The organism is Agrobacterium sp. LY4 (genome assembly GCF_001526585.1).
GTDB classification, from domain to species: Bacteria; Pseudomonadota; Alphaproteobacteria; order Rhizobiales; family Rhizobiaceae; genus Agrobacterium; species Agrobacterium leguminum.
The window spans coordinates 1-11901 of the sequence record NZ_ASYA01000026.1; the positions used below are offsets into that span (position 1 = coordinate 1).

An 11901-nucleotide genomic window follows, 5' to 3' on the forward strand; every position below is an offset into this window, starting at 1 on the left:
CGGGGCAGCGGGGCAGCGGGCAACAAAAAACCCGCCACAATGGGCGGGCTTCAAGCGGTCCGGGCTTTTCTTCAACTCATCACATTCGATAGCGCTGCGAGCCCGTACAACGCAACGCCAATCGTCACGGGCATGAACCACCATTTGCCGCGCAAGCGTTCCCATAGGCTAGGATTCGGCACATACACCACTTCGCTCAATATCGTCGGCACGGTTGCCGGTTGAACGGCAGGCCGCGCCACGCCAACGCTATGCAGCGGCTTGGATCCACGCGACACGGCAACCTTGCAAGCCGGCATAGGCGCGCCAGCCGCATTCGGAACGGACACAATCGCTTGCCCGGTTCCCAGTCCCGCAATGTCGGCGGCTGTGATATTGCCCGGCATGGTATCCGCCGCCGCCTTCAAAGCCTTTTGGTGAACAGGAGTCGCACCGCGCAAAGCGTGCTGAATCCGCGTCGCCAGTTGCCCGCTAATCACATGCGGCAGGTCAGACGGCGCTTGCGTGACGTAAATCAGGCCGACTCCTTTGGATCGAATGAGTCGCGTGATTTGCTCTATCCGTTGCACAATGGCAGGGCTTGCGCCGTCAAAAACCAAATGCGCCTCATCGATCAAAACCATTAGTCCAGGCGCGCCAGCGTCGCCAATCTCTCCAAGGCCGCGATAAAGTGAATCCAGCACATGGGCGACGAATGCGCCATAGAGGCCGGGCAGGTGGGTTAGTTCTGAGGCTGCATAAACGGTTATCCCTGCCGTGTCGCGTGGATCATGCCGGGCACTACCGAAAGCCCACGCCGCACCGCGCTCGAGCCGCAACATGGCACGTTGAACGGCAGCAACCGAAACAGGCGATATCAGGCCATAGGAATCAGAAAGGTTCGCCCGTGTGGCGTCGTTCAGGAGCTGGCGCAAGTCCTGCAACGTGGCGACGGCGCGGCCGGTATCTTCAGCCCATGCAAGGGCAATGGCCAATGCGCCCGCTTGCGCCTCAGACAGATTAAGGGCACGTGCGATCAAGTCCGCCCCCAAATCGTCGATGCGCATTTGCGGGCATATCAGAGTTGAGCCTAGCGACTCCAAGTCGCCTTTCGCGTCCAGCACCAAAACCGGACACGGGCACCTTTCCGCGATCGCGCCAAGCGTCGTGGTTTTACCCGTGCCCGTCGCGCCAAAAATGCCGACATGGCGCGACAGATACCGATATGGAATCTGTGCGCCTGGTCCGATGGAAAGGGAATAGGTCATTTGCCGAGTCTCCAGTCGCGGGCCATGGAAACTAGGCCACGGCAAGCCCTTGGCAGTTTCAGCCGCTTACGAACGTCCGCCGCATGGTTAAGCGCCATGGCGACGTTTGCAGGAAACACCCTATCAAAGCAGCCTGAAGAGTCGAGCCGGTCGCATCCGGCATTTGATACAGAATAGGTTCGGCCATTGTGCTGAATTTTGAAAGACCGGTTTGCCTTGCGCGCATTGGAGCGGGCAGATTTGAATTCATCCCGTGTCATGGTGCGACTCCTTGTGGTGACGTTCCCGCAACGGCCGGATTGCGCCAGCCGTTCAAGGAACGTCACGCCGTGGCGTAGTCGCTCATACTTTGGTGAAGGAAGGCGGGCAGGGCTGTTTCATCGCTCGACTCGTCCGCCGCGTCATATTGGCCACGCCACGTGCTGGCGTCGTCTCCCTGCAAAAAGAATTCCCGGCCGTCGGTTTCATTGACGACCGCGTAAGAAAGCCCGTTGCCGTATGACGTGATAGCGAAATTTCCGATATGCCAAGTTGCCTGTTTCATTGTCGCCCCTCAACCGGCCATGCCGTCATGGCGCTGGTAGTGGTGCGGGTTCTCCGCCATTGCGGCCGGGTCCGCGTCGTCGTTTTCTTCAATTTCGATTTCAGCCTGGAAATGCAGCGCGCCCTGATTCAATTCGGCCAGAAAGTCCATTCCGCTTTCCCTGCAATAGTGCATTAGGTTGCAAAGCAGGTCCGACACTGCGTCACCCTCATCAGTGAGCGTTGCCTTCATAAAGGCGTCGATTGCTATTCGCGCCCATGCTGCCCGTTGTGTGTTGTCGACTTCGCTAAACATGCCTGAATTCCTCTTAAAACGTGAAATGTTAGGCGTAAATCTGCCCGTCGTCGCCAACGTACAAATCGATGTTGCCGAATTCCTTGCTTGCCTCAGTGAGGGTGCTTGCAGCCGGTTCCGGCCAGTCGCCATCCCAAAAGCCCGCACCATGGCCGCAACGTGTTAGCCAAAAATCGTGGCCTGCCATGGCGGCTTCACGTGCTGCTTGTGTTCCATAGTCGCCGTCATTCGCCCATGGCGCGCCGTCGCAATGGATATGCGCATTGTTTGCGTCATAGAAACGGGCGCAATCGGCAAGCATGGAATCGAACGTGGCGGGCGCTAGATCGCTGATATCGTGCTCATCTGTGATAACGGGACCTTCCGAGTCGTCGTCGCTGACGCTGGACCATAACGCCGTGCCGACATAGGCGCGGAAAAAGTGCCATTCCGCGCTGTGACCGGAAACCGGGCAATCGGCGCGCATTGCTTCAACCGTGGTTGTCATATCGGTCACCTCAAACAGCCTGGATTACATCGAAGCCCGCATCGCGGAGTCGGGTGTCCCAGTATTCGCCGCTGTCGCGCACAATGGCATATGCGAAAGCATGATAGAGAGGATTGCCGTTGTCGTGCAAAAGCTTGTCGTCTTTGCCGTAGAGTTGGTTCGCGGCACTGGCCACGGCTGCAGACCGCTTGTCATAACCGTATCCACCGGCAAACCCGCGCACCATAGGAACGCCAAGCCAATGCACATAGGCGTAGAGGCGGCCAGCCCCGTCTGCCGGAAACTTGAAAGCTACTTTGGCGACGCATTCCCCGCTCTTGTCCAGAATGACGTAAGCGGAAACGCGGTTAAAAGCCTTGTCGAATTGATCGTAAATAGCGCGGTTAGTCATATCTCGAATTCCTCTTAAAACGTGAAAGTTAGCGCAGAACGACGCTGTCCGCGCCTTCGTTGAAAGCACCCTGAAGGCGTTCGTCGCCGGGCCAGAAATAGAGCGAATCCGCTTCACCGCCTTTGAGGCGCTCCATGCGTTGGAAAATGGTTTCCCGTTGCCGCAATTCCGCTTTGATGGACGAACGCAGTCGGGCTTTCAGGCTATCAGGCAGGGTGCGCAACGTGGCGCATGCCCCTTTCATGTCGCGGATAGTCTGGCGAACCGATTCACGGATTGCAGCCAGTTCCTGAAGGCATTCCGCATACTGTGAACCGGCCTGCCATGCGGTTTGATATTCCCGTTCCTTTTCGGCTTGCGACTCTGCGAAGTCATTCGCGGCGCGTGCGGCTTCTTTTTTAGCCGTGTCGTGTGCGGCTTCCGCCCAGTAACTGGGGTTCAACATGGCGGGGGTTTGGTATTGCTTGCTGATCGTTTCCAGCGCCGTGAACATTTCATGCTTGAAGTCGGACCGGTAGACGGTCGAAAAGTCGACATATGCAGGACCGCCGCAATCTGCCGCGCCGTTGTCCTCATTGTCGTGGGCGGCCACAAAGCGCGCCTTGCCGCCGCGTCCGGGCAGTTGATAGACGCAGCCGCGAATCTTGTTGTCTTGATCGGGGTCCGTGAACCAGCCCGTATGACGGATGGAGTCGCTGATAACGTCGCAATAACCGACGAAACGGAGTCCCATGGCGGCCGGGTTTTCAATCCACCTGCAGCCGCTTTCCGTGCTGCCGTTGGTGACGGGCTTTGCCCATGGGCTTGGAGCATAACGGCGTACCGAATTCACAGCGTCACGGCGGGCGTGGATGAGGGCGGCGCGTGCTTGCATAGGCCATAGCGGCTTATGATTGCGTCCGCTCCACTGTCTGTGAAAGCGATACGCCGATAATAATAACTCGTTCATGGTTGAATTCCTCTTCTAAGTTGAAAGTGAGATTAAAGGAAAAGCGGCGCTATGAGCTGGCCAAACTGAAGACCGACTAACAGGGCGGCGGGAAGGGTGAAAGGCAGCAAAAGTGGGTGGATCATGGCGACACCTAAGCGAAGAATTCAGCCGCTTTGGCGATCTGCCATGCGTCATTCCAAAGGGCCAAATCTGCCGTTTCGTCGGGATTGCTCAGAAATTCCGGTTCCCGCTCGAAAGTGACTTTGAACGCTTCAAGCATCAGCATGTTGGCGTCGAAAAAGTCATGCGTGTGACAGGCGATAGAGTCGTTGCGGTTCAATTCCAGAACGGCGCGAAAGTCGGCACGGCTCAATTCCTCTTGTACCGCGCTGCCGAATTCACGGGCAAGGCGGACTTTATCCATGGTGACGGCGTCCGTAGCATCCAAAGAAGGAATGCGTTTCTGCAGGTCGACTCGATCAAGTACAGCCTGCCAATCGTTTGTATCCAGCAAGGTGAACGACTCGCCGTCTGCCCGAACCGCTTGCAGGGAGAAACGCGTGGGCGAGTCGGGGAATTCCCGAAGCGCTGTATCGGCGTAGTCTATATAGACGTGCCATTGCGGCAGGACTTCAAAGGAAGGGCACGTATCATTGTGCCATGAGGTATCCTGCCAATCGTCGGGGATGGCGGGCAGGGTGGCAATGTCAAAGTCGGGGAATTCCCGTGCCAGAGTAGCGAAGCGTTCCATGTGCTGCGTCTCCGTTTTGATTAGACGAGTAAATCGGAATTGAGGGCACGATAGAGGACATACCAGCCTGCAGGGATTGCCATTGTGCCCACGGTCGAAATCGTGTCCGACATTTCGTTTACGCCGTGCATCATGAGACCGAACCCGCCGAAGGCCAGAAGCGGCATAATCACGAGAAAGAAAACCACTGCGAAAAGTGCATGGGCGGTTGCGAGGATGTGATGCATGGCTACGTCTCCGTTTCGATAATTCCAATCTAAACTTGAAATATGCGAACCGCAAGAGGATTTCACATTAAAAGTGAAAGTTAGTTTGTTCGGCCTGGTTCGCCGCTGCCGGATACAATGAGGGCCATTGCTGCCCGTATTCCCGCTTACATCATCGACGATAGATGTTGCTGCGTCTCAATGCGACCGCGCGTGTGTTGAGCTGGCGTCACTGTTTCTATGCGTCTCGATAAGGTGCAAATGCGCTGTATCGCATCATGGGATAGGATCGATTATCGCTAAAAGATCAATTAAAACAATGAAATAGTGGCTTTGGGTCCTTCCTGGGGGTGGCGCCGAGGGGGCGGGAGGCACCGACCGCGATTCACGCGCAATTTGAAAATTTCAGCAACGAAACGACTTTTGAGGCGTAATGTTGTAACGTTTCGCCAAGAAAATCGGATAAAATCGAAGAGGGAAACCGCTCTCACCCTGCCTCAGAGGGTGAGCGGCAGGGTGAGAGGAAATTTCTCAATAATTTCAATGGAGTCTCACCCTCTCACCCTTCTCACCCTAAAAGTATAGTAAGATAAATATAGAGGGGTGAAATCAGTGCGAAGCACAAGCCAGTGGAGATAGCGAAAAGGGGTAAATAGGAGAAAGAATAGGGAATCGGGGTGATTTGGGTGAGAGGGTGAGAGCACCAAGCTAAGTCACTGAAATCAGAGGACTATTAGCGCTCACCCTTGGTTCTGAGCACCGGCCTAGTAGGGTGAGCGAGGGTGAGAGGGTGAGCGGCGATGTGTTTCAGATAGAATATACGCCATTTCACTGCGGAAATGCGCTCAGATCCACCTTGTCTAAGTTAAGATACAGCACATTTGCTTAGGAAGTAGGATACAGCGCATCTCAGCAAAAACCCCGCCGTAGCGGGGTCAAATGCGTCACAATCGAAGTTCTATCCTATTCGATCTCGTCGGGACGAGTGTAAACGCGGCATTTCCCATATTTATGGTTCAATTCTGATGAAGCCACCGGCCCCTTCGACCGGTCCCATCCGACGAGCTGGAGAGCCTTGCCGAGCTTCATCGCCTCGGTGTGCGGAATAGAGCCGTCGCGACCCATCATCTCGTGCCAGACCTGCGCGATGCATGTCTCGTTGCGGTAAATCTTGGGAATGTCGTCGTCCAGGTCGTCGAATTCTGCTCCGAGCGCCGTGTCGAGCCAAGCGATAATCTCGCCAGCCAGCATCTCTTCCGAGGTCTCAACGCGCCGGCTCTCCTGCATCTCGAGGGCGATCTGCGCGGCTTCGTGCTTCATGTAAAGAGGGAGCGCGGGCAGGTGGGCATAATCCTTGCACATCTGCTGATAGATCGACACTGCCTCCGCCCAAACCTGCATGACGTTGGCTCGGAATTTCAGATTGTCGATCTGCTTGTCGCCGGGCAGGTTGCAAACGATCGGCCAGAAGCGCCGGCCACCGGTCTGGTCTCGAAGGTACTCACGATCGTTGGTGGAACCGATGAAAATGCACTGGCGGCCGAACTCCTTCGCGCGCTTCTCCCAGGCAAGACGGGCCTTGTCGTGCGTGCGGCTGACGAACGCCTTCAGGTCGTTGACCTCAGACCGCTGCATGGCTGAAAGCTCACCCAGTTCGAGAATCCATTTACCCTGCATCACCTCGATCATCTGCTTCGGATCACCGACATCACCGGTCAATTCACCGTACCATTGCAGGCCTAGCACCTCGATGAAGGTGGATTTGCCTTTGCCCTGGACACCTTCCAGGATCGGTACGAAATCGAACTTGTGACCGGGCTGGAAGATGCGCGCAACGGCGCCGACGAGGGTAAGAAGGGCGGCTTGTCGGTTATATGTGTTGTCCTCGCAGCCGAGATAATCGACGAACATCGTCTCTGCTCGCGGCACCCCGTCCCATTCAACGGACGTGATGACTTCCTTGACCGGGTGGAACGTCCGTTTATGGGCGGCCATGTCGATCGCGCCGCGTAAATCGCGGTCGGAGACTTTGATGCCGTAGCCTTGAAGCTGCGTTTTGGTCTCGATCAGCGATCTGATGGCGATATCGTGGCTATCGGTCCAGTTATCGCCGTTCAGGTCGTCTTTTACCCGCCAGATCGAACTGTCCAGATTGACCGGCTCGTAGGCTGCATCGCGCTTCTTTTTCGCGCGCTTTGGTGCTGCCCGAAGCACCACTTCCTGTGAAAACTCGTTGAAATGGGCGATCCCGCGGACACGCAGGTCGTTTTCGACGATGAGATTGATGTTCGGGAGGGTGGTCTTTAACTCGCCTTCTTCGTTCCGATGGAAGCGCTGCATCCAGTTGGCGTCGATCTCGTCGACAATCTCCGCTTTCGCGGGAACTGGGGAGGGCGCGTCGCCTAAGAGGTCGGACAGATCAACGGCCGGCTTGTCAAAGTCAGTTTCAATGTCGAGGTCGAGATCCTGCGACATGCGATTGCTGTTTGCCGCCTGGATAAGCGTGCGGAAGGTGACCGGGTGGGGTTTACCCTTGAAGGAATTCCACCTGACCTCTGAATATTTGCGGTCGAACTTGGCCGATTGCTCGGACCAGTCGCACCAAGCCTCAAAACCCTCATCTTCGCCACGGAACTGGTGATGAAAGGCCATGCCGACGGTGAGCCAATAGTCGCGATCCTCGACCCAGTCTTCGGGAAGGTCGTCGAGGATCGCTTGAATTTCCTCATCGTCGATGTCGAGCGGGTCGGCGCGGACGATCGCGAACAGGTCATCGTCGTCCAGTTCGGCTGTCGCGGCGCGGGCCCCGCTGATTTTCGCGACCATAAGCTCGGCGAAATCCAGATCGAGCGGACGTTCCCATCGATAAGGTTTGCCGGTGTCAGGGTGGATGGAAGGGGGAATAGCGACTTGGGTGCCGGTGCCTTTGAGGTCGATTTCCCAGTCGTTCTTTTTTACGTCGCGACCCTTCTTTGGGTCGAACACCATCTCGAAGCCCTCGGATTTGCGCAGCTTCTTGCTGGCGAGCGCTTCTGACGACAGAAAGTAGATATGACGGCTTTCGCCTCCTGATCCTGAGATGACCCGTGGCAAGGTCTTTGCTGCTGGCATCATCTCGACCAGGGCGGCCCATGCTTCGTTCGCTTTCTCAGGCTTGCGAATGTCCAGATCGATGACATGGAGATATAACCCGTCTATCCGCGACGGTTCACCAGTTCTCAAACCGACATTGTTGCCCTGACGATAGCTGCTTCGAAGCTGCTCGGCCGAGTAGCGTGGTGCGGAGGACCAGTGATCTTCGATCGGCATCTTGTCGCGAGGTCGCAGCCAATGCAGCGCGGCGCCCGCTTCGATGAGAGCGAGGTTTTCGGTGAGCATGGATTACTGTCCCGTTCGATCAGGGGATGGGGAGGAACGGAATCAGGTCATTCTTGGTGAGTCGGTCCTTTTCGTCCGGTCGGTCGGCGTTCGCGGAAACTTCGAGAAGCGACTTGATCGCCTTCGGAGATAACTTGTTTTCGTGAAACCAGCGATAGATGGTGAAGCGAGCATTTTCAGTGGCTTCGCTTAAAAGACGCGTGTTCACTTTACCATCGTGCACGTACTCCGAGGGCAACTTCTCGCGCAGAAGGCTGTAAAGCTCCCCCTCGTACAGCTCTTTGGTATTCGCAGGCTGATCCATATTCAAACCTCTGATGAAACATGGATGCACCTTAGTCGCCCCAATTCTAAATTTCAACATAGGTGAGAAATAATTCCAACAAAGTGTTGCAAGTCGCCTCCGCTCGTGCCATAAAAATTCAAATTGCACGAGAGAAGTGTAATTGAGCGCCCAACCCTATGGAGACATCAATGAGCTTAGAAGCAGGCATCACCGAACTGACCGCAGCAGTGAACAAGCTGATCAATATCACCCAGGCACTGCACGATCTCCGCGTCGACGCCATCGAAAAGACCACGGCAGCCGCCGCGACCGGGTCCAAGTCGACGACGAAGACCAAAGAGGCTGAAAAGCCCGCCGCCGACAAGGGTGCGATCAGCGATAACCCCGAGGACCGTGTTAATCCGATCGAAGCTCTCACGCAGCTTGCAGCAGACTACATCGGCGGCAGCGAGCGGGAAGAAGAGCGCGCCGCCCGCAAGGAAAAGGTCAAGGCTCTCCTCAACCACGAAAAAATCCGTGACCCGAAGGTGGCTGCCGGTGACGGTAAGTTCGGCACCATTCGCGACGATGCTCACAAACTGTTCAAGGATCAGATCGCAAAACTTACGGAAAAGGGCGATATCACCGAGCCCAAGAAGACCGACGACGATCTCCTTTAATGCCCCGGCGCCAACGCTCTCCGACTTCGGTCGGAGGCGTTTCGGCGGGAAGCGCAGAGTAGGACTGCAATGTTCTCCTCCTCCCGACAAAGTGGTCCAGGTTCCACCGCCTCCCACCTCTGCGCTTCCTCCCCAAACGCCTTTAGGAGAAAGACATGCCTTCCCCCATTATGAAATATTTCACGTTTGAGCACCTTCGCGACCCCGGTCTCAAGGAAGTCTCGCGTCAGTGCGCGTCTCTCGCCCGCGCGATGGAAGAAGAACTTCCCGACGGCCCTGAGAAATCCGCTGGCCTGCGGCATCTTCTCGAGGCGAAGGACTGCTTCGTCCGCGCCAAGATGGACTGAGCCATGAAGGCGCACGCTCGATTATCACCCTCATCGGCGGATCGGTGGATGACCTGCACGGCCTCGGTCGCGCTGATCGACCACTTGGTTGCCAAGGGTGAACTGAGCGAAAGCGATCTCAACGAAGATTGCGATGCGCCTGTCGTCGACGATGAGGATGATCAGGACTATTCGGCATACGAGGGTGAGACGCTTGATCTGAGCAGGGATTCCACCGCCTATTCGGCGGAAGGGACCGTTATGCATGAGATCAGGGAACACTGCCTTGATCTCGGATGCGATCCGCATCACTTCGTCGGTAGCACGCTGACAGCCGACGGTCATTCGTTCGAGATTGACGACCATATGGCCGATCGTCTCGTTGCCGGCATCGACTGGGTCCGCCAGCACACCAGTAATCCGCTCGTTGAGATACGTGTTGACCTCTCGCGCTGGCTGCCCGGTCAGTTTGGAACCTGTGACACTGCGTTCCTGTATCGAAAGATGCTCGGCGTCAGCGACTACAAGGATGGGGCAGGGGAGCCGGTCGAGGTCGTCGGTACGAGGCAACTCCGTCTCTACGCCCTTGGTGCTTGGGAGCACCTCGGTCGCCCGCAGGTGGAGGATGTTGTTCTCAACATCGATCAGCCTCGCGCAGGTGGAATGAAGTTTTGGGAAATCACGCTCGCTGAGTTGCTGGAGTTCGGTGAGGAAGTGAAGCGGGTGTTCTCGCGGATCGAGCGTGGCGACGTGGAATTCGTTCCGACGACGAAGGGTTGCCGTTGGTGCCCCGTGCGCAAGACGAAGCGCGGTTGTGCCGCGCGCAATCAGTGGCTCATGCAGATGTTTGGCGGCGCGCTGCTCGACCCGAGCGAGCCTGAGCCCAAATTCAAGGACCCGGCGCAGATGCCGCGCGCGCTGCGCTTCTACATCGTCAATCATTCCACGGCCGCACGCGCCTGGCTCACCGAACTGCATCATCAGTCGCTTCAGGCGGCGCTGGATGGCGACCCCGACCCCGGTTCCAAGGCGATCGATGGCGGGCTCGGAAACAGATATTTCACCGCGCCTGCCGAGGCAGAGGCCATTCTTGTCGGCGCACTGGGTGAGAAGGCCTACAAACCACGTCAACTCATCGGCTTCACGGACATTGACCGGCTCATGAAGCCGGGCAAACGAAAAAAGGGCATGCCTGAACCGTGGGACGCTCTGCAGGAATTGGTCGACAGACCAGACGGGAAGCCGAAACTGGTTCCCGTAGACCATCCAAAGCCGGCGTTAGAGGTCACGCCGATTGCGGATCAATTTGACGACCTCGACTAACCATAGCCGCTGCAACCGAACTACCGAGAAAAAGGAAACCGACAAATGGCAATCGAAGAAAAGTCCGACGGTCGTACCGTCCAGTTGAAGCGCGTTCGCCTGTCCTTCACCGACTCGCTGAAGGACAAAAAGAAGACGAGCGACGATCCCAACGCGAAGCCGAAACACGGCTTGAACATTATCAACGAAAAGGATTCGCCTCATTATGAGGAGAACCACAAGAAGATCATGGCGGCCATTCGTGCGGCCGGTGAAAAGCAGTGGAAGAACCCCGACGCGTACAAGGACATTCTCGAGGACAATCCGAAACGGGTTTGCTTCCGTAAGGGGGAAAAGTTCAAGAGCAAAGAGGGTAAAATCTACACCGGTTACGAAGGCAATCACGCATTTTCTGCGTCCGGACCTTCTGCGGGTCAAAAGCGCCCCAAGCTTCTCGATCGCCGCAAGCGCGCCCTCCGCGATCAGGGTACCGCAGAGCAAATCAAAGCCGACAAGGTTTTTGAGGAAGCTGAAATTCTCGACATTTTCTACGGCGGTGTCATCGCGGACGTGATCGTCTCGTTCTTCGGAACGGACAAGGGTTCCCGTGGCATTTTTGCCACGGCCGAGGCTCTCCGTTCTCACGAAGAAGGCGAGCGCATGGGCGGCGGCATCTACGTCGACGCCGACGACTTCGACGATCTCGAAGAAGAAGACAGCTTCGACAACGGTCCGTCGACCTCCTTGGAAAAAGAGACCAAGTCCTCATCTGACGACGATCTCCTCGACTTCTGATCCTGCGGAACTGGCGACATTACCGTGTCGCCAGTTTCAACTTTCGAGAGGAATTCCTTGAGCCATGGGTGCGAAGCCGTATGCCCTCTACAACGAAAACGACGAACACGCCGCAGACTGGCTCGAAAACCTTATTGCCCTTGGAGTCATTGCGCCGGGCATTGTTGATCGACGAAGCATCGAAGATTTGCGTGGGGATGACCTTAGAGGATTTCGACAGGTTCATCTTTTCGCTGGCATCGGAGTGTGGAGTTACTCCCTCCGTCGCGCTGGCATCTCGGATGATACTCCAGTTTGGACTGGA

The 11901-nt window shown here is 56.4% G+C and carries 15 protein-coding genes; 4 read left to right on the top strand and 11 right to left on the bottom strand.

Features of this window, described 5'->3' with window-relative positions:
- Positions 1-71 precede the first annotated feature (71 nt).
- The 11 genes from L904_RS19820 to L904_RS19860 all read right to left on the bottom strand — a co-directional run bounded on the left by L904_RS19820 (position 72) and on the right by L904_RS19860 (position 8533).
- The gene (locus L904_RS19820) at positions 72-1247 is read right to left on the bottom strand and encodes a helicase HerA-like domain-containing protein (RefSeq protein ID WP_051671847.1); all 1176 of its coding nucleotides are present in this window, start codon (positions 1245-1247) and stop codon (positions 72-74) included.
- Positions 1244-1507 carry a hypothetical protein gene (locus tag L904_RS27880; protein WP_155272843.1) on the bottom strand — a complete coding sequence of 88 codons (264 nt, stop codon included), beginning with the start codon at positions 1505-1507 and terminating at the stop codon, positions 1244-1246. Before L904_RS27880 ends, L904_RS19820 begins: the two co-directional genes overlap by 4 nt.
- A gap of 62 nt (positions 1508-1569) precedes the next feature.
- The gene (locus L904_RS19825; RefSeq protein ID WP_051671846.1) at positions 1570-1791 is read right to left on the bottom strand and encodes a hypothetical protein; all 222 of its coding nucleotides are present in this window, start codon (positions 1789-1791) and stop codon (positions 1570-1572) included.
- A gap of 9 nt (positions 1792-1800) precedes the next feature.
- Positions 1801-2085: a hypothetical protein gene (locus tag L904_RS27885; RefSeq protein WP_155272842.1), complete on the bottom strand. Its 285-nt coding sequence runs from the start codon at positions 2083-2085 to the stop codon at positions 1801-1803.
- A gap of 28 nt (positions 2086-2113) precedes the next feature.
- Complete coding sequence (locus tag L904_RS19830; RefSeq protein WP_035260038.1) at positions 2114-2572, bottom strand: hypothetical protein; 459 nt, start codon at positions 2570-2572, stop codon at positions 2114-2116.
- A 10-nt stretch (positions 2573-2582) separates the two neighbouring features.
- Positions 2583-2963: a hypothetical protein gene (locus L904_RS19835; protein WP_035260035.1), complete on the bottom strand. Its 381-nt coding sequence runs from the start codon at positions 2961-2963 to the stop codon at positions 2583-2585.
- Between the two features lie 28 nt (positions 2964-2991).
- Complete coding sequence (locus L904_RS19840; protein WP_155272841.1) at positions 2992-3912, bottom strand: hypothetical protein; 921 nt, start codon at positions 3910-3912, stop codon at positions 2992-2994.
- Positions 3913-4045: 133 nt separating this feature from the next.
- A complete protein-coding gene (locus tag L904_RS19845; protein WP_051671844.1) occupies positions 4046-4645 on the bottom strand; it encodes a hypothetical protein in 600 nt (199 codons plus the stop codon).
- Between the two features lie 20 nt (positions 4646-4665).
- Positions 4666-4872, bottom strand: a complete 207-nt coding sequence (locus L904_RS19850) for a hypothetical protein (RefSeq protein ID WP_035260033.1) — start codon at positions 4870-4872, stop codon at positions 4666-4668.
- A 942-nt stretch (positions 4873-5814) separates the two neighbouring features.
- Positions 5815-8229 (bottom strand): VapE domain-containing protein, encoded by a 2415-nt coding sequence (locus tag L904_RS19855; RefSeq protein ID WP_051671886.1) that lies wholly within the window; start codon positions 8227-8229, stop codon positions 5815-5817.
- Positions 8230-8248: 19 nt separating this feature from the next.
- Positions 8249-8533 carry a hypothetical protein gene (locus L904_RS19860; RefSeq protein WP_155272873.1) on the bottom strand — a complete coding sequence of 95 codons (285 nt, stop codon included), beginning with the start codon at positions 8531-8533 and terminating at the stop codon, positions 8249-8251.
- Between the two features lie 170 nt (positions 8534-8703).
- Here L904_RS19860 and L904_RS19865 point away from each other — a divergent pair, with 170 nt between their 5' ends.
- The 4 genes from L904_RS19865 to L904_RS19880 all read left to right on the top strand — a co-directional run bounded on the left by L904_RS19865 (position 8704) and on the right by L904_RS19880 (position 11597).
- Positions 8704-9174: a hypothetical protein gene (locus L904_RS19865; RefSeq protein WP_035262925.1), complete on the top strand. Its 471-nt coding sequence runs from the start codon at positions 8704-8706 to the stop codon at positions 9172-9174.
- A gap of 155 nt (positions 9175-9329) precedes the next feature.
- The gene (locus L904_RS19870; protein WP_035262927.1) at positions 9330-9521 is read left to right on the top strand and encodes a hypothetical protein; all 192 of its coding nucleotides are present in this window, start codon (positions 9330-9332) and stop codon (positions 9519-9521) included.
- A 3-nt stretch (positions 9522-9524) separates the two neighbouring features.
- The gene (locus L904_RS19875) at positions 9525-10823 is read left to right on the top strand and encodes a DUF2800 domain-containing protein (RefSeq protein WP_080707310.1); all 1299 of its coding nucleotides are present in this window, start codon (positions 9525-9527) and stop codon (positions 10821-10823) included.
- Between the two features lie 45 nt (positions 10824-10868).
- Positions 10869-11597 (top strand): ssDNA-binding protein, encoded by a 729-nt coding sequence (locus L904_RS19880; protein WP_035262934.1) that lies wholly within the window; start codon positions 10869-10871, stop codon positions 11595-11597.
- Positions 11598-11901 lie beyond the last annotated feature (304 nt).

Bases quoted from the DNA above. Each gene is read 5' to 3' on its own strand.
- L904_RS19875 (WP_080707310.1), top strand. From the start codon at position 9,525: ATGAAGGCGCACGCTCGATTATCACCCTCATCGGCGGATCGGTGGATG.
- L904_RS19870 (WP_035262927.1), top strand. From the start codon at position 9,330: ATGCCTTCCCCCATTATGAAATATTTCACGTTTGAGCACCTTCGCGAC.
- L904_RS19880 (WP_035262934.1), top strand. From the start codon at position 10,869: ATGGCAATCGAAGAAAAGTCCGACGGTCGTACCGTCCAGTTGAAGCGC.
- L904_RS19845 (WP_051671844.1), bottom strand. From the start codon at position 4,645: ATGGAACGCTTCGCTACTCTGGCACGGGAATTCCCCGACTTTGACATT.
- L904_RS19860 (WP_155272873.1), bottom strand. From the start codon at position 8,533: ATGGATCAGCCTGCGAATACCAAAGAGCTGTACGAGGGGGAGCTTTAC.
- L904_RS27880 (WP_155272843.1), bottom strand. From the start codon at position 1,507: ATGACACGGGATGAATTCAAATCTGCCCGCTCCAATGCGCGCAAGGCA.
- L904_RS19840 (WP_155272841.1), bottom strand. From the start codon at position 3,912: ATGAACGAGTTATTATTATCGGCGTATCGCTTTCACAGACAGTGGAGC.
- L904_RS19835 (WP_035260035.1), bottom strand. From the start codon at position 2,963: ATGACTAACCGCGCTATTTACGATCAATTCGACAAGGCTTTTAACCGC.
- L904_RS19825 (WP_051671846.1), bottom strand. From the start codon at position 1,791: ATGAAACAGGCAACTTGGCATATCGGAAATTTCGCTATCACGTCATAC.
- L904_RS27885 (WP_155272842.1), bottom strand. From the start codon at position 2,085: ATGTTTAGCGAAGTCGACAACACACAACGGGCAGCATGGGCGCGAATA.
- L904_RS19865 (WP_035262925.1), top strand. From the start codon at position 8,704: ATGAGCTTAGAAGCAGGCATCACCGAACTGACCGCAGCAGTGAACAAG.
- L904_RS19850 (WP_035260033.1), bottom strand. From the start codon at position 4,872: ATGCATCACATCCTCGCAACCGCCCATGCACTTTTCGCAGTGGTTTTC.
- L904_RS19820 (WP_051671847.1), bottom strand. From the start codon at position 1,247: ATGACCTATTCCCTTTCCATCGGACCAGGCGCACAGATTCCATATCGG.
- L904_RS19830 (WP_035260038.1), bottom strand. From the start codon at position 2,572: ATGACAACCACGGTTGAAGCAATGCGCGCCGATTGCCCGGTTTCCGGT.
- L904_RS19855 (WP_051671886.1), bottom strand. From the start codon at position 8,229: ATGCTCACCGAAAACCTCGCTCTCATCGAAGCGGGCGCCGCGCTGCAT.